General features: G+C 72.4%; 18 protein-coding genes. 11 read left to right on the plus strand and 7 right to left on the minus strand.

Going from position 1 to position 20,192, the window contains the following annotated elements; translation table 11 throughout:
- Positions 1-118: 118 nt before the first annotated feature.
- The 4 genes from ACWDEN_RS19990 to ACWDEN_RS20005 all read left to right on the plus strand — a co-directional run bounded on the left by ACWDEN_RS19990 (position 119) and on the right by ACWDEN_RS20005 (position 5,143).
- Positions 119-973, plus strand: a complete 855-nt coding sequence (locus ACWDEN_RS19990; protein WP_351611132.1) for a bifunctional methylenetetrahydrofolate dehydrogenase/methenyltetrahydrofolate cyclohydrolase — start codon at positions 119-121, stop codon at positions 971-973.
- Positions 963-1,424, plus strand: a complete 462-nt coding sequence (locus tag ACWDEN_RS19995) for a DUF3017 domain-containing protein (protein ID WP_351611129.1) — start codon at positions 963-965, stop codon at positions 1,422-1,424. The genes ACWDEN_RS19990 and ACWDEN_RS19995 overlap by 11 nt, the downstream gene beginning before the upstream one ends.
- Before the next feature lie 337 nt (positions 1,425-1,761).
- A complete protein-coding gene (locus ACWDEN_RS20000) occupies positions 1,762-3,522 on the plus strand; it encodes a DUF2690 domain-containing protein (RefSeq protein ID WP_450859786.1) in 1,761 nt (586 codons plus the stop codon).
- Between the two features lie 631 nt (positions 3,523-4,153).
- Positions 4,154-5,143 carry a malate dehydrogenase gene (locus tag ACWDEN_RS20005; protein WP_351611127.1) on the plus strand — a complete coding sequence of 330 codons (990 nt, stop codon included), beginning with the start codon at positions 4,154-4,156 and terminating at the stop codon, positions 5,141-5,143.
- Between the two features lie 224 nt (positions 5,144-5,367).
- Here the strand turns inward: ACWDEN_RS20005 and ACWDEN_RS20010 are convergent, their stop codons facing one another.
- Complete coding sequence (locus tag ACWDEN_RS20010) at positions 5,368-6,774, minus strand: MFS transporter (RefSeq protein ID WP_450859787.1); 1,407 nt, start codon at positions 6,772-6,774, stop codon at positions 5,368-5,370.
- Between the two features lie 102 nt (positions 6,775-6,876).
- Here ACWDEN_RS20010 and ACWDEN_RS20015 point away from each other — a divergent pair, with 102 nt between their 5' ends.
- Positions 6,877-7,803 (plus strand): LysR family transcriptional regulator, encoded by a 927-nt coding sequence (locus tag ACWDEN_RS20015; protein WP_351611121.1) that lies wholly within the window; start codon positions 6,877-6,879, stop codon positions 7,801-7,803.
- Here ACWDEN_RS20015 and ACWDEN_RS20020 read toward each other — a convergent pair.
- From ACWDEN_RS20020 to ACWDEN_RS20030, 3 genes are read right to left on the minus strand one after another with little or no spacing between them, the layout of a single operon-like run.
- Complete coding sequence (locus ACWDEN_RS20020) at positions 7,780-8,703, minus strand: bifunctional helix-turn-helix transcriptional regulator/GNAT family N-acetyltransferase (protein WP_351611118.1); 924 nt, start codon at positions 8,701-8,703, stop codon at positions 7,780-7,782. The genes ACWDEN_RS20015 and ACWDEN_RS20020 overlap by 24 nt on opposite strands.
- A 54-nt stretch (positions 8,704-8,757) precedes the next feature.
- Complete coding sequence (locus tag ACWDEN_RS20025; protein ID WP_351611115.1) at positions 8,758-9,369, minus strand: DUF2637 domain-containing protein; 612 nt, start codon at positions 9,367-9,369, stop codon at positions 8,758-8,760.
- Positions 9,370-9,392: 23 nt separating this feature from the next.
- Positions 9,393-9,557, minus strand: coding sequence for a hypothetical protein (locus tag ACWDEN_RS20030; RefSeq protein ID WP_351611112.1), 165 nt, complete (start codon positions 9,555-9,557; stop codon positions 9,393-9,395).
- Positions 9,558-9,881: 324 nt separating this feature from the next.
- Here ACWDEN_RS20030 and ACWDEN_RS20035 point away from each other — a divergent pair, with 324 nt between their 5' ends.
- The 5 genes from ACWDEN_RS20035 to ACWDEN_RS20055 are packed head-to-tail and all read left to right on the plus strand — an operon-like array spanning position 9,882 to position 16,950.
- A complete protein-coding gene (locus ACWDEN_RS20035) occupies positions 9,882-11,402 on the plus strand; it encodes an aldehyde dehydrogenase family protein (protein ID WP_450859788.1) in 1,521 nt (506 codons plus the stop codon).
- A gap of 38 nt (positions 11,403-11,440) precedes the next feature.
- Positions 11,441-12,973: a GMC family oxidoreductase gene (locus ACWDEN_RS20040; RefSeq protein WP_351611106.1), complete on the plus strand. Its 1,533-nt coding sequence runs from the start codon at positions 11,441-11,443 to the stop codon at positions 12,971-12,973.
- Entirely contained in the window at positions 12,970-14,070 is a 1,101-nt protein-coding gene (locus ACWDEN_RS20045) for a quaternary amine ABC transporter ATP-binding protein (protein WP_351611103.1), read from the plus strand. Before ACWDEN_RS20040 ends, ACWDEN_RS20045 begins: the two co-directional genes overlap by 4 nt.
- On the plus strand, positions 14,070-15,995 hold the full coding sequence (locus ACWDEN_RS20050) for an ABC transporter permease (RefSeq protein ID WP_450859789.1): 1,926 nt from the start codon (positions 14,070-14,072) through the stop codon (positions 15,993-15,995). The genes ACWDEN_RS20045 and ACWDEN_RS20050 overlap by 1 nt, the downstream gene beginning before the upstream one ends.
- A 1-nt stretch (position 15,996) precedes the next feature.
- Positions 15,997-16,950: an ABC transporter substrate-binding protein gene (locus tag ACWDEN_RS20055; RefSeq protein WP_351611098.1), complete on the plus strand. Its 954-nt coding sequence runs from the start codon at positions 15,997-15,999 to the stop codon at positions 16,948-16,950.
- A gap of 5 nt (positions 16,951-16,955) precedes the next feature.
- Here the strand turns inward: ACWDEN_RS20055 and ACWDEN_RS20060 are convergent, their stop codons facing one another.
- The 3 genes from ACWDEN_RS20060 to ACWDEN_RS20070 are packed head-to-tail and all read right to left on the minus strand — an operon-like array spanning position 16,956 to position 18,615.
- Positions 16,956-17,678 (minus strand): isocitrate lyase/PEP mutase family protein, encoded by a 723-nt coding sequence (locus ACWDEN_RS20060; protein WP_450859790.1) that lies wholly within the window; start codon positions 17,676-17,678, stop codon positions 16,956-16,958.
- A complete protein-coding gene (locus ACWDEN_RS20065; RefSeq protein WP_351611093.1) occupies positions 17,675-18,118 on the minus strand; it encodes a carboxymuconolactone decarboxylase family protein in 444 nt (147 codons plus the stop codon). Before ACWDEN_RS20065 ends, ACWDEN_RS20060 begins: the two co-directional genes overlap by 4 nt.
- Positions 18,115-18,615, minus strand: coding sequence for a carboxymuconolactone decarboxylase family protein (locus tag ACWDEN_RS20070; RefSeq protein ID WP_351611091.1), 501 nt, complete (start codon positions 18,613-18,615; stop codon positions 18,115-18,117). Before ACWDEN_RS20070 ends, ACWDEN_RS20065 begins: the two co-directional genes overlap by 4 nt.
- A 47-nt stretch (positions 18,616-18,662) precedes the next feature.
- Here ACWDEN_RS20070 and pdxR point away from each other — a divergent pair, with 47 nt between their 5' ends.
- Complete coding sequence (gene pdxR / locus ACWDEN_RS20075; protein WP_450859791.1) at positions 18,663-20,057, plus strand: MocR-like pyridoxine biosynthesis transcription factor PdxR; 1,395 nt, start codon at positions 18,663-18,665, stop codon at positions 20,055-20,057.
- Positions 20,058-20,192 lie beyond the last annotated feature (135 nt).

The raw sequence follows: 20,192 nt of genomic DNA on the forward strand, positions 1-20,192 counted from the left end.
CCGGAATCGTGAGGTGTTGTGCAAGTGCAACATCACTGATCATGCTGTGACATAGCGGGGGAGGGCGGCGGGGCACCCGGATTGGAACCGGGGGCGGGTCATCCGCGAGGATGGGGGTATGACCGCCCAGATTCTCGATGGCAAGGCCACCGCAGCCGCGATCAAGTCCGATCTGACCGCCCGCGTGGCGGCGCTGAAGGAGAGGGGCGTCTCGCCCGGCCTCGGCACGATCCTGGTCGGGGACGACCCCGGCAGCCAGAAGTACGTCGCCGGCAAGCACCGCGACTGCGCGCAGGTCGGCATCGCCTCCATCCAGCGCGAGCTGCCGGCCACGGCCACCCAGGAGGAGATCGAGGCGGTCGTACGCGAGCTGAACGAGGACCCGGCCTGCACCGGTTACATCGTCCAGCTGCCGCTGCCCAAGGGCATCGACGAGAACCGCATCCTGGAGCTGATGGATCCGGCCAAGGACGCCGACGGGCTCCATCCGATGAACCTCGGGCGGCTGGTGCTGAACGAGCCGGCCCCGCTGCCCTGCACCCCCAACGGCATCCTCTCCCTGCTGCGCGCGCACGGCGTGGAGATCAAGGGCGCCGAGGTCGTGGTCGTCGGCCGCGGTGTCACGATCGGCCGGCCGATGCCGCTGCTGCTCACCCGGCGCAGCGAGAACGCCACCGTGACCCAGTGCCACACCGGAACCCGCGATCTGTCCGCCCACCTGAAGCGGGCCGACATCATCATCGCCGCGGCCGGTGCCCCGCACCTGATCCGCGCCGAGGACGTCAAGCCGGGCGCCGCCGTCCTGGACGTCGGTGTCTCCCGCAACGCCGAGGGCAAGATCATGGGCGACGTCCACCCGGACGTCACCGAGGTGGCCGGCTGGATCTCCCCGAACCCCGGTGGTGTGGGCCCGATGACCCGGGCGCAGCTGCTGGTCAACGTGGTCGAGGCGGCGGAGCGCAGTGCCGGCTGAGCGCGCCCGCGCGGGGGCGGTCACCCGCGGTACGCACAGCGCCGGGGAGCCTGCGAAGCGGACCACCCGCCGCTTCCCGAGGATCACCCGGGACACCGCGCGGCCCGAGGGCGGCGGCCGGGCCGCCTCCGGTGACGCCCCGGCCCCGGCGCGGCAGTGGCCCCTGCTCGTGGTGCTCGGCGGGGTCGCGTTCGGCCTGCTGCTGACCGCCCTCGACGCGTTCCGCGCCGGCACCCTGCTGATCGGCGCGGCCCTGCTGGCGGGCGCGGTCATGCGCTGGATACTTCCGAGCGTCGGCATGCTCGCCGTGCGCTCCCGCTTCACGGACATCGCCACCTACGGCGTCCTCGGCCTCGCGATCGTCCTGCTGGCGATGATGGCCCAGCCCAGGCCGTGGATCGTGGTCCCGTTCCTGAAGGATCTCCTGCACGTCACGCTCAGCAACAGGTGAGCGAGTCCGCACGGCGGTGCGGCAGAACGGTGGCCCACCCCCTCCCCCGATGAGGGGTGGGCCACCGTCACAACTCAGCCTTCCCCGACGGGAACTGCCTGTTCAACGCCTGTCTGTGCGCTGTGGCACGGAAGTGACCGTTCCGCTACCGTGTTCCGGCACTGCGACATGTGTCCTCACCGTGTCGATGTCTTGACAGTTCGGGATACGTTGGGGCATGACCGGCGGCATTGGTGCTCCCGTGCGCCCCCACTCCGGGAACTGGGATCCCGAGTCGGCGCATCCTTGTGGGTAGCCAGGACGGGGAAACGCCGGGGGAGAGCAAGAGGGGGAATCGATGCCTCGCTGGAAAGATCTGCCCGAGGACCTGGACCCGCAGATCAAGGAGTTCACCCAGCAGGTGCGGCGGCTCGTGGACCGCAGCGGCCTGAGCATCGCAGCACTCGCCGACCGCACGGGCTACAGCAAGACGTCCTGGGAGCGTTACCTGGGCGGCCGGCTTCTCGCCCCCAAGGGCGCGATCGTCGCGCTCGCGGAGGTCACCGGCACCAACCTCGTGCATCTGACCACGATGTGGGAGCTGGCCGAACGCGCCTGGAGCCGGGCCGAGTTGCGGCACGACCGCACCATGGAGGCGATTCGCATCTCCCAGGCGCGCGCCGCGCTGGGGGAGTTCGGGGCGGCCGAGGCGACCGGCGGCCCGTCCGGCCGCAAGGGCGCCGGCGCGGCCATGGGCATCGCCGGCCCGGCCGGCGTCTCCCCGACGATCCCCACCCAGCCGACGGCCCCCGACGCCGACGCGCGGGACGAGGCGGGACGCGGACGCGATCGGGCCGGCGGCCGTGGTCGAACCGACGGTTCCCTTCGGGGACCGGGGGACGGCGTGGGGCAGGAGCCGGGTCGTGGGTCGGGCGGCGGTCCGGGGCATGGCGCGGGCGACGGTATGGGTCGTGGTCCGGGCGACGGTTTTGGTTCGGAGCCGGACGATGGCGTGGGGCGGGGGCCGGTCGACGGCTCGGGGCGTGGTGGCCCGGGCGGGGGTTCGGGGCAAGGTCCGGGGCGTGCCTCGGGTGATGGTCCGGGGCGTGGTGCGGGCGAGGGCTCGGGGCGGCGTTCGGGTGACGGCTCGGGGCGTGGCTCGGGAGATGGATCCGGGCGTGGCTCGGGCGACGGCGTGGGGCCGGGGCCGGTCGACGCAGCAGGGCTGGGCGCCGTCGACCGCGTGGGCCGGGGGCCGGCCGACGGAGCGGGCGGCGGTGTGGCCGACGGCACGGGCCGGGAGGCGTCCGACGCAGCGGGCCCGGGTACGGCAGATGCGATGGGCCTCGGTGAGGCCCGCCGGGAAGGCTTCGGGCCTGGTGGGACCTCGGGTGGCAACTCCTGGGGTCTGGCCGGGTATCAGGGCCCGTCCAAGGCGAGCGCCCGCCCCGGAGGCGGGGTCCGCGCAGGGGCCGGCGCCGCTGCCGCGAACGGTGCGCGGCCCGCCGGCCCGCCCGAGGGTCCCGGCCGGACCCCGACCGCCCCTAACCCGTACGACGGCCGGCCACAGGAGCCCGGGCCCGCTGGGGCCACCCCGTCCGGGGGAGGCACCCCGGCCCCGGGGAACGCCGGCCGGCAGCGGGTGATCATGTTCCTCGCGGGGCTCGTCGGCGTGCTCGTCGTCATCGGCGCCGTCTTCTTCTTCACCAACCAGGGCGGAGCGAAGCACGGCAACGCCGCCAGGCAGCCGTCCCCGAGCGCCACCGCGCACGCGACCCCGCCGCCCGGGGTCAAGTGCGCCGGCGCCACCTGCGACGGCAAGGACGCCGAGGCCATGGGGTGCAGCGGTGACCTGGTGACCACCGCCAAGACCGCCACCGTCGGGGCCACCACCCTGGAGGTCCGCTACAGCAAGGCCTGCGGCACCGCCTGGGGCCGCATCACCGGCGCCGGCCAGGGTGACAAGGTCCAGATCTCCGTGGGGAAGGCCCGGCAGACCGGCGAGACTTCCGGCGTCGGCGACACCATCGCCTACACCCCGATGGTCGCCGTGAAGGACGCGGCGGAGGCCAAGGCCTGTGCGACGCTGGCGTCCGGGCGGACGGGGTGCACCAAGTAGGGCGAAGGGGCGCACCGGACAAGGCGCGGTTGGGGCCTGGCCCATGGCACCCGGCGGTGGCGCCTGTCGGTCGCTGCGGGTGTGTCGCGTCGATCCCCGGTGGTGGCCCGGAGTCGACGGGCCCGGCCCTGTCCTGTGGTGTCTGTGGCGGCCGTACGGCGGCGCGGCACTCCCCCCCGACAGGGGCGGGCGGCGCACCGGCGTACGGCGTGCGGTGGAACGGACTGCCCGAACAGGGCAGAACGGACTGCCCGAACAGGACAGATGGGGCTCGGCACATCCGCTGGACGGCGTGCGCGGACGGTGTGCGGGGAATCGGGACGATGAAATTCCGGGGCCGGGTGCATGCCGGGCCGGATTCTGGGCACGCGGCCCGATACCCCCACGGGAGTCCGGCAGTCCGGTACCCCCACCTGGCGGCCGCCTCCGTCCTCTCCCCCTCTCCCGGACGGGCGGCCGCCCCTTTCGTTCGACACTCCTCCGACTTGTGGGGTGAGCCACAGGGCCCTGCGCGTCTCGCATGCCGGATGCGCGATAGCCTGACCGCTGGATCGATCTCTTGACGCCAAGAGATCGATCATCCGCCCGGGGCCCGGGACGCCCCACCGCCAGCTGTCATACGGAGAACGCCATGACCCGCACTCCCGTGAACGTCACCGTCACCGGCGCGGCCGGCCAGATCGGTTACGCCCTGCTCTTCCGCATCGCCTCCGGCCAGCTGCTCGGCGCGGACGTGCCGGTCAAGCTGCGCCTGCTGGAGATCACCCCGGCGCTCAAGGCCGCCGAGGGCACGGCCATGGAGCTGGACGACTGCGCCTTCCCGCTGCTCCAGGGCATCGACATCACGGACGACCCGAACGTCGCCTTCGACGGCGCCAACGTAGCCCTCCTGGTCGGCGCCCGTCCCCGTACCAAGGGCATGGAGCGCGGCGACCTCCTCGAGGCCAACGGCGGCATCTTCAAGCCGCAGGGCAAGGCCATCAACGACCACGCAGCGGACGACATCAAGGTCCTGGTCGTCGGCAACCCGGCCAACACCAACGCGCTCATCGCGCAGGCCGCCGCGCCGGACGTCCCGGCCGAGCGCTTCACCGCGATGACCCGCCTGGACCACAACCGCGCGCTGACCCAGCTCGCGAAGAAGACGGGCTCCACGGTCGCCGACATCAAGCGGCTGACCATCTGGGGCAACCACTCCGCCACCCAGTACCCGGACATCTTCCACGCCACGGTCGCCGGCAAGAACGCCGCCGAGGTCGTGAACGACGAGAAGTGGCTCGCCGAGGACTTCATCCCGACCGTCGCCAAGCGCGGTGCCGCGATCATCGAGGCCCGCGGTGCCTCGTCGGCCGCCTCCGCCGCCAACGCCGCGATCGACCACGTGTACACCTGGGTCAACGGCACCGCCGAGGGCAACTGGACCTCCATGGGCATCCCGTCGGACGGCTCCTACGGCGTCCCGGAGGGCCTGATCTCCTCCTTCCCGGTCACCTGCAAGGACGGCAAGTACGAGATCGTCCAGGGCCTGGACATCAACGAGTTCTCCCGCGCCCGCATCGACGCGTCGGTGAAGGAGCTCGAGGAGGAGCGCGACGCGGTTCGCGGCCTCGGCCTGATCTGACCGGTCACGCTTGATCGGCAGCATCCCACTCGGTCCCCGGCCGCTGCGACAGCGGCCGGGGACCGGTGCGTTCGGGGTCAGGTCGCGGAGTGGGGGAGTGGGGGAGAATCCAGGCGCTGCGCGCGCGACGGGGCACAGGGAGTGAGCCGGAGCGCGGGCCGGTCCCGGTCGTCAGTCGTCCCCTGAGCCCGGCCCGCAGCGGTGTGCCTGCCCTGCCGCCCCGGTCATGGGCGGCCCGCACCGGACAGCTCCCGCGCCCGCCCGGCGCTCACCCCGCGGCCCCCGGCCCCGCCGCCGCCGTACCCCGCCACCACCAGGGCCGTGGCCGCCAGCACCACCACCCCCACCGTCCGCAGCGCCGGCCCCATCCCGTGGAGCAGGTCCGCGTGGGCCGACAGCACCGTGCCGGTGACGGCGACGCCGAGCGCGGCCCCCGTCTCGCGGGCCGTGGTGCCGAGGCCGGAGCCGAGGCCCGCCCGGTGGGCCGGGAGGGAGGTGACCACGCCGACGGTCAGGGCGGGCATGGACAGTCCGGCGCCCGCGGAGATGACCAGCAGCCAGCAGACGAACACCGCGTACGGCGTGCCCGCGTCGGCCGTGGACGCGCCGAGCAGGCCGAGGCCGATCAGGGCGAGACCGGTGCCGATGACCGCGCGGGGGCGGTCGGCCCAGCGGGTGGCCGGCTTCTGGGCCACGGCCATCCCGAAGACCAGGGGCATGATCGCCACTCCGGTGAGGGCGGCGCCGTAGCCCTTCACGCCCTGCAGGTACTGGGAGTTGACGAAGAACAGGGAGAACAGGCCGAAGAAGCCGGTGGCCGTGCCGAGGGAGGCCGCCCGCAGGCGTGCGGAGGCGAAGACCCGCGGGTCGAAGAGGGGGGCCGCCGAGCGCAGGGCGTGGGCGGTGAAGGCGGCGATCAGCAGCGCGCCCGCCGCGAAGGCACCCAGGATGCGTGCGGAGGTCCAGCCGTACGCCGGGCCCTCGATGATGCCGAACAGGATCGCCACCAGGCCCGCCGTCAGCAGCAGGGTGCCGAGCGGGTCGGGGTTGCCGGCGGGGGAGCGTTCGGTGCGCGGGACCGTGGTCGAGACGGCCACCGCGAGGACGACGGCGAGCGGGACCATCACCGCGAACAGGGCGCGCCAGGTGAGGAACTGCCCGGCCAGGCCGCCGCCCAGGTTGCCGGCCGCGCCGCCCAGGCCGATCGACAGGGTCCAGGCGCCCATCGAGCGGGCCCGGTGCTCGGGCGCGGACAGCTGCATCAGGATCGAGAGGGTGGCCGGGGTGATCAGGGCCGCACCGGCGCCGGACAGGCCCCGGCCGACTGTCAGGACGGCCGGGCCGGTCGCGAGCGCGCTGGTGGCGGCGCCCGCCGCGAACAGGGCGAGCCCGGCGAGCAGGGCGCCCTTGCGGCCGTACCGGTCCCCGAGTGCGCCGGCCGGGATGAGCAGGCCCGCGAAGACGATGACGTAGGCGTCGACCGTCCACAGGATCTCGGTGCGCGAGGGATGCAGGGACGACGAACTCAGTTGCGGTATGAGGAGGTTGACGGCGGCGACCATGCTCTGCGCGACCAGGACGCAGGCGCACAGCGCGAGCAGGGTGGGGCGTTTCAGGGCGTGCGTGGGCACGGCTCCTCCCGGGAGCTTCGGTGGGTGGTGGGGGATGCGCCCTCACCGTAGGCTCGCCGGTGACCTGCTTTCCAGTGCAACCTTCGCAAGGGATACCTGCACATGACGCAATCCGCCGGGCTCGACCTGAATCTGCTGGTCGCGCTGGACGTGCTGCTGGAGGAACAGAGCGTGCAGGGCGCCGCCCACCGGCTGCATCTGTCCGAACCCGCCATGAGCCGTACCCTCGGCCGGATCCGCAAGGCGCTCGGCGATCCGGTCCTGGTGCGCGCCGGACGCCGGATGGTGCCCACTCCGCACGCGCTGGCCGTACGGGCCGAGGTGAGCGCGGTGGTGGAGCGCGCCCGGGCCCTGTTCGCGCCGGGCCGCGACACCGACCTGCGGGCGGTCTCCCGTACCTTCACGATCCTCGGCCACGACGCGATCGCCGCCGCCCACGGCGCCACCCTCTTCGCCCGCGCCGCCCGCGAGGCCCCCGGCATCCGGCTGCGCTTCCTGTCCGAGAGCCATGTGGACGTCCCGTTCCTGCGCCAGGGCACCGCCGACCTGGAGGTCGGGGTGATCGACACGACCGCGCCCGAGGTGCACCGGGAGACGGTGTACGAGGAGCGCATGCTGGGCGTCGTACGGCCCGGACACCCGCTGCTGCAGGGGGAGTTGACGCCCGGGCGGTTCGCCGGGGAGGCCGGTCATCTCGTCGTCTCCCGGCGCGGCCGGCAGCGCGGCCCGATCGACGACGCCCTGGCCGAACTCGGCCTCACCCGCCGGGTGGTGGGCAGCGTCGGCACCTACCCGGCCTCACTGTTCGTGCTGCGCGAGACCGACCTGATCGGGCTGATCACCACCAACAGCCGCCCGATGGCCGACTCCCTCGGCCTGGCCACCTTCGAGATCCCGTTGCCGCTCCCCGCGGTCGAGGTGGGCTTCGCCTGGCATCCCCGGCACGACGCCGACCCCGCCCACGCCTGGCTGCGCGGCTGCGTACGGGAGTTGATGAACGAGGTGTCAGGCGCCGTCCTCGAGAGGTAGCCGCTTCTCGAACCAGTGGCCGCCGTAGACGTCGTCGTTGTAGCGCGGAATCTCCGTGTACCCGCACGCCCGGTACATCGCCTGCGCCTCGGTGAGCACGGTGTGCGTGTCCAGGCGTACGACCGTCAGGCCGCGCGTCAGCGCCTCCCGCTCCAGCCCCGCCAGCAGCCGCCGCGCGAGCCCCAGCCGGCGCGCCTCGGGGTGCACCCACACATGCCGGATCTCGCCGACCCCGGGGGCGAGGCGTCTGAGGGCGCCGCAGCCCACCGGGCGCCGCTCCTCGTACGCCACCAGGAAGGCGCCGGCGTCCCCGGCCACCTCCTCGGGGCGTACGAGGGCCGCCTTGTCGTAGCCCTCGGGGAAGCGGGCGTCGATGTCCGCCGCGTAGGCGTCCAGGCAGGCCCGCGCGTCCGCCGAGGCGCCGTCGACGGTCTCCACGCTGATCGCGGCCAGCCGCAGCAGCCGCTCCGCGGTCGCCATGGCCGCGGTCAGCTCGGCCCGCTGGGCGGGGCCGAGGCCTTCGAGGAGACCGGCGGCGAGGGCGTCCGCCCGGCGCTGCTGCTCGGCGACCTCGGCGCGGCCGGCCGCGGTCGGCTCGACCAGCCGCAGCCGGTTGTCGTGCGCGGGCACCACGAGCCGGATCAGGCCCTGCGCCTGAAGGGCCTTCGTCATCCGGCTCAGGTATCCGGCGTCCAGACCGAGCCGCCGGCGCAGCTCCCGCAGGGACACGCCCTCACCGATCTCGAACAGCAGCCGGGCCTCGCCGAGCGGGCGGTCCTGACCGAGGTAGTGGTCGTCCAGGACGCCGATGCGGCGGGTGAAGTACCGGTTGAAGCGGCGGAAGGCGGCCACGTCCTCCGCCCGGACCGGTGGTCTTTGACTCTGGTCAAAGGCTTTCATTCTTTGACTGTAGTCAGAGACCACCGCCGCGTCCATGGCGCGGACGACGCGGCCTCACGGTGTGGAATCGGGCGGCTCGCTGTGCGTGGCGTGCCGCGGACGACTCCTGGCCGAGATCTGGCCGACGAGTTCCCAGAAGCACACCAGAGCGGTGACCGGCGGAATCCCGAAGATCACTAACGACAGCAGCGCATGTGACGAGTGGCTGACGCACAGCGCCACGGCCATCGCGGAAGCGGCCAGCACCACGCACCAGGAGCGGCGCGCACTGCGGCGCTGAGCGGTGGCCCGCAGAACGGAGAGGGCGGCCACGAACCACGGCCCGTACACCGTCAGCGGCCAGCATTGCGCCAGTCCCGACGGCAGCACCGACGAGGCGATTTCACGCAGTTGCCCGTAGGAATAGCAGACGGACCAGCCCAGCATGCACACCGCGCACACGGACACCGTCGCGATCAGCACCGTGATGTGGGTGACGCGCCGGCCGCCGTCGAGCAGATGGTCCTGCCGGAGCCTGCGGCGGCTGACCCTGCGCGGGTGCGGCAGGTCCAGGGGGGTGGTGACGGGGCTGACGCTGGTCGGCGTGGACAGTATCTGGGCCAGTTCCTCGACGGGGTCCCAGTCGTTCGGCGCGATGTCCTGTTCCGGGATGTTCCAGGTGTCCATCGATTTACCTCCGTACCCCCGCCTCAGGATGCCCTGTACAGAGCTGCCATCGACCGCCGATATTCATTTTCCATGGTGTTGATTTTTTTCAGGAAATCGTCGAGAAGGTCCGAGCACGAGGTGAGATCCGCCTCCGCTCCCCAGCGCAGCGTGGTCGTCGTATGATCCTCGGCCGTGAGCCAGTCCAATCGCATCACGGTCAGCTAACGACGGCCGGTGGAGGTGGGCTCTGAGGCATTCGGGGGAATGCGGTGACCCGGAAGTGGGGTCTGTCGATTTCCTGTTGACGCGTGATCTAAGGAATTATAAATGCGCGGCCAATTGTATTCCGTGAATACTCGAATCACATGGTCGGGGTGTTGATGATCAGGTGTGCGGTGATGTGACACCGCGCACTTTCGGGTCTCGATCGCGCATGCGAGTCGCCGGTCCTGGGCAGGCGGCGACGGTCCCCGAGCGTGACACGCATGTCACACAGGGGCACGGATCAGGAACGGAAGGCAACACCGATCATGGCGGACACAACGGCACGACAGGCCCAGGCGACCATCCACGCGGGAGGCGAGTGGCTGGCAGCGCTCTCCGGCGCGACACGCGAGATCCTCGACCCCGCGGACGCCCGGCCGTTCGCCGTGGTCGCCGAGGGCGACGAGAAGGACGCCGAGCGTGCGGTGGCCGCGGCCCGCCAGGCCTTCGACCACGGCCCCTGGCCGCACACCCCGGTCGCCGAACGCGCCGCCCTGCTGCGCCGGGTCGCCGACCTCCTGGTGCGGGACCGAGAGGGGCTCGGCCTGCTGGAGAGCCGGGACGCGGGCAAGACCGCCGAGGAGGGCCGGATCGACATCGACTGTGTCGCCGACGCCTTCCGCTACTTCGCCGACCTGGTCGCCGCCGAGGCGCCGGGCCGGGTCGTGGACGCGGGCTCCCCGGACATCCACAGCGTCGTCGTGCACGAGCCGGTCGGCGTCTGCGCGCTGATCACCCCCTGGAACTACCCGCTTCTCCAGGCCAGCTGGAAGATCGCCCCGGCGCTCGCCGCCGGCAACACCTTCGTGATCAAGCCCAGCGAGATCACCCCGATGACCACCGTCGCGCTGATCGAGCTGCTGGCGGAGGCCGGTCTGCCCGCGGGCGTGGCCAACCTCGTCACTGGCCCCGGCCACACCGTGGGCGCCCGCCTCGCCGAGCACCCCGACGTCGACCTGGTCTCCTTCACCGGCGGCCTGGCCAGCGGCACCAAGGTGGCCCAGGCCGCCGCCCCGACCGTGAAGAAGGTCGCCCTCGAACTCGGCGGCAAGAACCCCAACGTCGTCTTCGCCGACGCCTGCGCCACCGAGGAGGGCTTCGACACCGCCGTCGACCAGGCCCTCAACGCCGCCTTCATCCACAGCGGCCAGGTCTGCTCGGCCGGCTCCCGCCTCATCGTCGAGGAGTCGATCAGGGACCGCTTCGTCGGCGAACTCGCCCGCCGCGCCCAGAGGATCAGGCTCGGCCGCGGCACCGCGGACGGCGTCGAGTGCGGCCCGCTCGTCTCCGGGCAGCAGCGCGCCAAGGTCGAGGCGTACGTCGCCTCCGCGCTCGAAGAAGGCGCCGTGCTGCGCTGCGGCGGCAAGCGGCCGGAGCCCGGTGAGGACCGCCCGGAGTCCGGCTACTTCTACGAGCCGACCGTCCTCGACGCCTGCTACCGCGAGATGAGGGTGGTCCGCGAGGAGGTCTTCGGCCCGGTCCTCACCGTCGAGACCTTCCGCACCGAGGAGGAAGCCGTCCTCCTCGCCAACGACACCGAGTACGGCCTCGCCGGCGCCGTCTGGACCACCGACCCCGGCAAGGCCCGCCGCGTCGCCGGCCGGCTCCGCCACGGCACCGTCTGGATCAACGACTTCCACCCCTACCTGCCGCAGGCGGAGTGGGGCGGCTTCGGCAGGAGCGGCACCGGCCGCGAGCTGGGGCCCGCCGGACTCGCCGAGTACCGCGAGACCAAGCACGTCTACCAGAACCTCGCGCCGAAGCCCGTGCGCTGGTTCGCCGGCTGAGCCCCGACCTCGTTCCACACCCCTGGAGTAGTACCCCCATGCCCGAGACCCCCCACGTCTACGACTACGTCGTCATCGGCGGCGGCACCGCAGGCTCCGTCATCGCCTCCCGCCTCACCGAGAACCCGGACGTCACCGTCGCCGTCATCGAGGGCGGCCCGAGCGACGTAGGCCGCGACGACGTCCTCACCCTGCGCCGCTGGATGGGCCTGCTCGGCGGCGAACTCGACTACGACTACCCGACGGTGGAGCAGCCACGCGGCAACTCCCACATCCGGCACAGCCGCGCCCGCGTCCTCGGCGGCTGCTCCTCCCACAACACCCTCATCTCCTTCAAGCCGCTGCCGTCCGACTGGGACGAGTGGGAGGAGGCCGGCGCCAAGGGCTGGGGCGCCGTCCCCATGGAGGCCTACTTCGCCCGCCTGAAGAACAACATCGTCTCCGTCGACGAGAAGGACCGCAACGCCATCGCCCGCGACTTCGTCGACGCCGCCCAGGCCGCCCTCGGCGTCCCCCGCGTCGAGGGCTTCAACAGGAAGCCGTTCACCGAGGGCGCCGGCTTCTTCGACCTCGCCTACCACCCCGAGAACAACAAGCGGTCCTCGGCCTCGGTGGCGTACCTGCACCCGGTGATGGACCAGCGCCCCAACCTCACCGTCCTGCTGGAGACCTGGGCGTACCGGCTCGAGCTGACCGGCACCCGCGCCGAGGGCGTCCACGTGCGCACCAAGGACGGCGAGGGACTGCTGATACGGGCCCGGAGCGAGGTCGTGCTGTGCGCGGGCGCCGTGGATTCGCCGCGCCTGCTGCTGCACTCGGGCATCGGGCCCCGGGGGGACCTCGAGGAGCTGGGCATCCCGGTCGTCCACGACCTGCCGGGCGTCGGCGAGAACCTGCTGGACCACCCCGAGTCGGTCATCGTCTGGGAGACCCACGGCCCCATCCCGGAGAACTCGGCGATGGACTCCGACGCGGGCCTGTTCGTGCGCCGCGACCCCGGCCACGCGGGCCCGGACCTGATGTTCCACTTCTACCAGGTCCCGTTCACGGACAACCCGGAACGGCTCGGCTACGAACGCCCCCCGTACGGCGTCTCGATGACCCCGAACATCCCCAAGCCGAAGAGCCGCGGCCGCCTCTACCTCACCAGCGCCGACCCCTCCGTCAAGCCCGCCCTCGACTTCCGCTACTTCACCGACGAGGCCGACTACGACGCCCGGACCCTGGTCGACGGCATCCGCATCGCCCGTGAGATCGCCAGGACCGAGCCGCTGGCGGGCTGGCTCAAGCGCGAGGTGTGCCCCGGCCCCGAGATCCAGGGCGAGGCCGAACTCAGCGAGTACGCCCGCAAGGTCGCGCACACCGTCTACCACCCGGCCGGCACCTGCAAGATGGGCGCCGCCGACGACGAACTCGCCGTAGTGGACCCGGAGTTGAGAATCCGCGGCCTCGACGGCATCCGCATCGCCGACGCGTCCGTCTTCCCCACCATGACCGCCGTCAACCCGATGATCGGGGTGCTCATGGTCGGGGAGAGGGCCGTCGACCTTATCGGAGGTGACGCCCGATGACCCTCACCGTCCCCACCCGCAAGCCGCCCACCGACGACACCCCCGTCTTCTCCGTCTCCGGCCTGTGGAAGGTCTTCGGCCCCAAGCCGCAGCGGATACCCGACGACCCCGGACTGGCCGCCCTCGAACCCGCCGACCTGCGCGCCCGCACGGGCTGTACGGCGGCCGTCCGCGACGTCTCCTTCGACGTCCGCAAGGGCGAGGTCTTCGTGGTCATGGGCCTGTCGGGCTCCGGCAAGTCCACCCTGGTCCGCTGCCTCACCCGCCTGATCGAACCGACGGCGGGCACGATCTCCATCGACGGCGAGGACGTCCGCGCGATGGACAGAACCCGCCTGCGCGAACTGCGCCGGCACCGGGCCGCCATGGTCTTCCAGCATTTCGGCCTGCTCCCGCACCGCACGGTCCTGGACAACGTGGCGTACGGCCTGGAGATCCAGGGCGTCGGCAGGGCCGAGCGGCGCGAACGGGCCGCCGGGGTCGTCGCCAAGGTCGGTCTCGAAGGCATGGAACACCGCCGCCCCGCCGAGCTCTCCGGCGGCCAGCGCCAGCGCGTGGGGCTCGCGCGGGCACTGGCGGTCGACCCCGAGGTGCTGCTGTTCGACGAACCGTTCAGCGCCCTCGACCCGCTCATCCGGCGCGACATGCAGGACGAGGTGGCCCGCCTGCACCGCGAGGAGGGCCGCACCATGGTGTTCATCACCCACGACCTGGCCGAGGCCCTGAAGCTCGGCGACCGCATCGCCCTGATGCGCGACGGCAAGGTCGTCCAACTGGGCACCCCGGAGGAGATCGTCGGTTCCCCGGCCGACGACTACGTCCGCGAGTTCGTCCGGGACGTGCCGCGCGAGCAGGTCATGACGGTGCGTACGGCGATGAAGCCGGGTGCCTGCGGCGGCCCGGAGCACCCGGGCGCCCTCGCCCCGGACGCGGTGGTCGCGGACGCCATCAGAACCGTGGCCGAGACCGGCACACCGGCGTGCGTGGTGGAGGACGGCGCCTGCGTCGGCACCGTGGACCACGAGCTGCTGCTGGACGTCGTGGCCGGCATCGACGTGGCCGTACCCGGCCCCCGGACCAGCCCGGAGGCCGTCTGATGGCAACCCTCAGTCTTCCGACCTCCCGTACCGCCGGACCCCGCGTCCTGAAGAGCCGTACCGCGGGCAAACTCCTCCTCCTCGCGCTCGTCACCGCCGTACTCCTGCCCCTCCTGCACGGCGGATCCTGGCCCCACGACCTGACCGTCAGCCTGGACAAACCGCTCACCAGCGCCAGCAACTGGGTCATCGACAACCGCGACAGCCACCCCCTGTTCCTCTACTTCTTCGGCTACATCAGCAACGCGGTCGTCCTGTCCGTACGAGCCGTCTACCTCACCCTGCTCGCCGCGGGCTGGACCGGCGTCACGGCGCTCGGCGCCCTGCTCGCCTGGCGCTTCGCCGGCCCCCGCCTCGCCGCCGGCACCGCGATCGCCTTCCTGGCCTGCGGCGCCCTCGGCATGTGGGTGCCGACCATGCAGACCCTCGCGCTCATGGTCATCGCGGTCCTCGCCTCCGTGGTCGTCGGCGCGCTCCTCGGCCTCGCCGCCGGCCTGTCCGACCGCCTGGACCGCGCCCTGCGCCCGGTCCTGGACACCATGCAGGTGCTCCCGGCCTTCGCCTACCTCCTCCCCGTCGTCCTGGTCTTCGGCATCGGCGTCCCCGCGGCCGTGCTCGCCACCGTCGTGTACGCCGCCCCGCCGATGGCCCGCCTCACCGCGCTCGGCCTGCGCGGCGCCGACCCCGAGGTCCTGGAGGCCGTGGAGTCGCTCGGCGCGACCCGCCGCCAGCGGCTGCTGACCGCCCGTATCCCGCTGGCCCGGGGAGAACTCCTCCTCGGCCTCAACCAGACGATCATGATGGCGCTGTCCATGGCCGTCATCGCCTCGGTCATCGGCGCCGGCGGCCTCGGCGACCGCGTCTACCAGGCGCTCGCCTCGGTCGACGTCGGCCAGGCCCTCGCCGCCGGCATCCCGATCGTGCTCCTCGCGATCGTCCTCGACCGCGTGACCGCGGCGGCAGGCGACGGCACCACCCGCCCGAAGACCATCGGCTGGGCCTACGCCCTGGCCGTCACCGTGGCCGTCGCCCTGGCCGCCCGGCTCCTCGGCCGCCTCGACTGGCCCTCCGGCTGGACACTGGACATCGCCGAACCGGTCAACCGCGCCGTCGACTGGATGACCAACCACCTCTACTCCGGCGTCCCGGTCGTCGGCGGTACGGCCGACTGGGCGGGCCACTTCACCACCTGGGTGCTGGACCCCGTCCGCGGCGGCCTGCAGTGGCTGCCCTGGTGGTCGGTGCTGCTGATCATCGCCGCCCTGGCCTGGTCGATCGGCACCTGGCGCACCGCGCTGACCGCCGTCCTCGCCATGGCCGCGATCGGCGTCCTCGGGGTCTGGGAACCGGCCCTCGACACGCTGTCCCAGGTGCTCGCGGCCGTCGCCGTCACCCTGGTCCTCGGCTTCGCGACCGGCATCGCCGCCGCCCGCAGCGACCGCGTCGAACGCGCCCTGCGCCCAATCCTCGACGTGTTCCAGACCATGCCGCAGTTCGTGTACCTGATCCCGGTCGTCGCCCTGTTCGGCGTGGGCCGCGCCCCGGCCGTCGCCGCGGCCGTCGTCTACGCGCTGCCCGCCGTCGTCCGGATCACCGCCCAGGGCCTGCGCCAGGTCGACCCGGCCGCACTGGAGTCGGCGCGCTCGCTCGGCGCGAATGGCCGGCAGCAGCTGTGGCAGGTCCAACTCCCGCTCGCCAAGCGGTCGTTGCTGCTCGCCGTCAACCAGGGTGTGGTCCTGGTCCTCGCTGTCGTCATCATCGGCGGCCTGGTCGGCGGCGGCGCCCTCGGCTACAACGTGGCCTTCGGCCTCGCCCAGGGCGACCTGGCGACCGGTCTGGTGGCCGGTGCCGCGATCGTCTGCCTGGGCCTGATGCTCGACCGGGTGACGCAGCCGACCGAGCGACGCGCGAGGAAGGGAGCCTGACATGCGCGCACGTACGACACTCGCGGTGGGCTCGCTGCTGTTGCTGACGGTGACCGGCTGCGGCGCCGCCGACATGACCAAGCAGGCGTCGCCCTTCGCCAACGCCCAGGGCGCGAAGTCCGTGACCCTGTCCGTGCAGTCCTGGGTGGGCGCCCAGTCCAACGTGGCCGTCGCCCAGTACCTGCTGGAGCACAAGCTCGGCTACCGCGTCGACACCGTCCAGGTCGACGAGGTGCCCGCCTGGGACGCGCTCAGCCAGGGCCGGGTCGACGCCATCCTGGAGGACTGGGGCCACCCGGACCAGGAGAAGCGGTACGTCGAGGACAAGAAGACGATTCGGCGGGGCGGCGGCCTCGGGGTGACCGGCCACATCGGCTGGTACGTCCCCACCTACCTCGCCCAGCAGCACCCGGACATCACGAACTGGAAGAACCTCGACAAGTACGCCTCCCTCTTCCGCACCGCGGAGAGCGGCGGCAAGGGCCAGCTGATGGACGGCTCCCCGTCGTACGTCACCAACGACAAGGCCCTGGTGAACAACCTGAGACTGAACTACCAGGTCGTCTTCGCCGGCTCCGAGGCCGCCCAGATCACCCAGATGAAACAGTTCGCCAAGCAGCACAAGCCCTTCCTGACGTACTGGTACGCCCCCCAGTGGCTGTTCAAGAAGGTGCCCATGACGGAGGTGAAGCTGCCGCCGTACAAGGACGGCTGCGACGCGGACGCGGCGAAGGTCGCCTGCGCCTACCCGCACACCCCGCTGCAGAAGTACCTCAACGCCGGCTTCGCCAGGTCGGGAGGCAAGGCGGCGGCCTTCCTGAAGAGGTTCCAGTGGACGACCGAGGACCAGAACGAGGTCTCCCTGATGATCGCCGACCAGAAGCTCTCGCCGCAGGACGCGGCGAAGAAGTGGGTGGACAGCCACCCTGACGTGTGGAAGCGGTGGCTGTCCTGACGCCGTCATCCCTTGAGGGCCTCGGCGAGGTCCTGGACCGCCGCGGTGGCCCGCCGCTGCGGTCCCGGCCCGAACGTGATGCGGGTGGCCCCGAGTTCGCCGAGTCCGGTGGGTGAGGGGCCCTCCCCGTCCAGGCGGGACAGGGCGTTGAGCGGGCCCTGGATGCCGGACCGCAGCAGGGGCAGTACGCCGGCGGGGGCGAGGATCGGATAGACGCAGTCCGCGCCCGCCGCCACGTACAGCGCGGCCCGCTCGATGGCCCGCTCGGGATCCTTGTCGCCGTGCACGAAGACGTCCACCCGGGCGTTGACGAACAGCCGGTCGGCGGCGGCCGAGCGGACCTCGGCGAGGAACTCGGCCTGCTCGTGCGGGTCCTTGAGAACACCCCCGTCGGAGTCCTCGAGGTTGCAGCCGACGGCGCCGGCCTCCAGCAGCCGCTCCACGATCTCCTTCGGCGCGAGCCCGTACCCGCTCTCGATGTCCGCCGACACCGGCACGTCCACCGCCCGCGCGATCCGGGCGACCGCGGCGAACATCTCGTCGGCCGGGGTGGCCCCGTCCGCGTACCCGAGCGAGGCGGCCACCCCGGCGCTCGGTGTGGCCAGCGCCGGGAACCCCGCCTCCACGAACACCCGCGCACTGGCCGCGTCCCAGGGGCCGGGCAGGACCAGCGGGTCGCCCTGGGGGCGTCTGCGATGCAGGGCACGGAAGACATCGACCTTGTTCACGGCTGGTAACCCCCGGGTGGAACGCGACGGCTGACCATGATCCGGTTCCAGCCGTTGATGGCAGTGATCAGGGCGATCAGGTGGGCGAGTTCGGGCTCGGTGAAGTGCTTGGCCGCCCTCTCGTACACCTCGTCCGGCACAAAGCCCTCGGTCAGCACGGTGACCGCCTCGGTCAGCGCGAGCGCGGCCCGCTCCCGTTCGCTGAAGAGGTCCCCGGTCTCCTCCCAGGCGTTGAGGAGCTGGATCCGGTCCTCCGACTCGCCGTTCCCGCGGGCCACTCGACGGTGCATGTCCAGGCAGAACGCGCAGTGGTTGAGCTGCGAGGCGCGGATCATCACCAGTTCGGCGAGGACCGGATCGCCGAGCCCCCTCTTCGCGGCCGCGCTGAGCGCGGACATCGCCTGCCCGACCTTCGGGTCCAGCAGCTGGGTACGGTTCACTTGTGCGACCCCGGCTGGTAGTGGCCCGGGGCCATCCGCGTGGTCACACCGAACCGGTTCCAGGCGTTGATCACCGTGATCGCGGCGATCAGCTGGGCCAGCTCGGCCTCCTCGAAGTGCTTCGCCGCCCTCTCGTAGACCTCGTCCGGCACGAAGCCGTCGGTCAGGACGGTGATCGCCTCGGTCAGCTCGATCGCCGCCAGCTCCTTCCCGGTGTAGAAGTGCCTCGACTCCTCCCACGCGCTGAGCTGCACGATCCGCTGCACGCTCTCACCGGCCGCGAGCGCGTCCTTGGTGTGCATGTCGAGACAGAAGGCGCAGTGGTTGAGCTGCGAGGCGCGGATCTTCACCAGCTCGTACAGCTGGGGGTCCAGCCCCTGCTTGGCGGCGCTGTCCAGCCGGACCATCGCCTTGTAGACCTCGGGGGCGTGCTTGGCCCAGGCCAGTCGCGGGGCCGGCTCGGGGGCGTACTCGACGGTTTCCTCTGCAGTACTCATGCCTCCGACCCTACGAGCGAGGCAGCCCAGGAGTATGGTCCATTTCCATGGTGGAATCCTGGGCCACTCTGGGCGTCGACCTGCACCTCGAACCGGCCGGCTCCGGCGGGCTGCGCCGGGGCCTGACCGACGCCCTGCGCGAGGCCGTCCGCACCGGCCGACTCGCCCCCGGCACCCGGCTGCCCTCCTCCCGCACCCTCGCCGCCGATCTCGGCATCGCCCGCAACACCGTCGCCGAGGCCTACGCGGACCTGGTGGCGGAGGGCTGGCTCACCGCCCGGCAGGGCTCGGGCACACGGGTGGCGGCGCTGGCGGCGACTCCGCCCTCCGGCAGGGGCGCGGGACCCCGCCACCGGGAGCCCGACCGGCCGACGTACAGCCTCCTGCCCGGCGCCCCCGACCTCGCCGCCTTCCCGCGCACCGAGTGGCTCAGGGCCGCCCGCCGCGCCCTCACCACCGCCCCGTACGACGCCCTCGGCTACGGCGACCCGCGGGGCAGGCCCGAACTCCGCACCGCCCTCGCCGGGTACCTCGCACGGGTGCGCGGTGTCCGCGCCGACCCGGAGCGGGTGCTGATCACCTCCGGGTTCGCCCACGCGCTGCGCCTCACCGGCACTCTGCTGCGGGCGCGCGGGGTGCGGACGGTGGCGGTCGAGTCGTACGGCCTCGACGCGTACCGGGGCCTGCTGCAGCGGTCCGGACTGACCACACCGGCCCTCCCGTACGACGAACTCGGCACCGACACAAGGGCGTTGGGCGGGCAGGGCGCGGTCCTGCTGACCCCCGCCCACCAGTTCCCCATGGGCACGCCCCTGCACCCCGACCGGCGGGCCGCCGTCGTGGACTGGGCGCGGCGCACCGGCGGGCTGGTCCTGGAGGACGACTACGACGGCGAGTTCCGCTACGACCGCCAGCCCGTCGGCGCCCTCCAGGGCCTCGACCCCGACCGCGTGATCTACTTCGGCACCGCCAGCAAGTCACTGGCCCCCGGCCTGCGACTGGGCTGGATGGTGCTGCCGGCGTCTCTGGCGGAGGAGGCGGCCTCGGCCAAGGGCACCACCGACACCGTGGGGGTGCTCGAACAGCTCACCCTCGCCGAGTTCATCACCTCCGGCGCGTACGACCGTCACGTCCGCTCCTGCCGCCTGCGCTACCGGCGCCGCCGCGACGCCCTCGCCGCCGCCGTCTCCGCCCGCGCCCCCGAGGTGACGGTCACCGGCATCGCCGCCGGCCTGCACGCGGTGCTGCGCCTGCCGGCGGGCATGGAACAGTCGGTGATCCAGGCCGCGACCTGGCAGGGCCTGGCCCTGCAGGGCCTCGCCTTCCACCGCCACCCGGAGGCGGTCGCCGAACCGCTGGACGCGCTGGTCGTGGGATACGCGACCCCACCGGACAGCGCGTGGGCGGGGGCACTGGAGGCGTTGTGCAGGGTGCTGCCGTAGGAACGGGGCCTTCGGCCGGTACCGAGGGAGGCGATCGCGCTATTCATGCGGACCTCCCGCCTCGAGGAACTGCCGGTAAACGAGGTCGAGCAGGGCCGCGTCGGGTCTGCACGCGGTAGCGGTCGTCCTGGTGGG

The sequence above is a fragment of the Streptomyces sp. NPDC001153 genome (genome assembly GCF_053598315.1).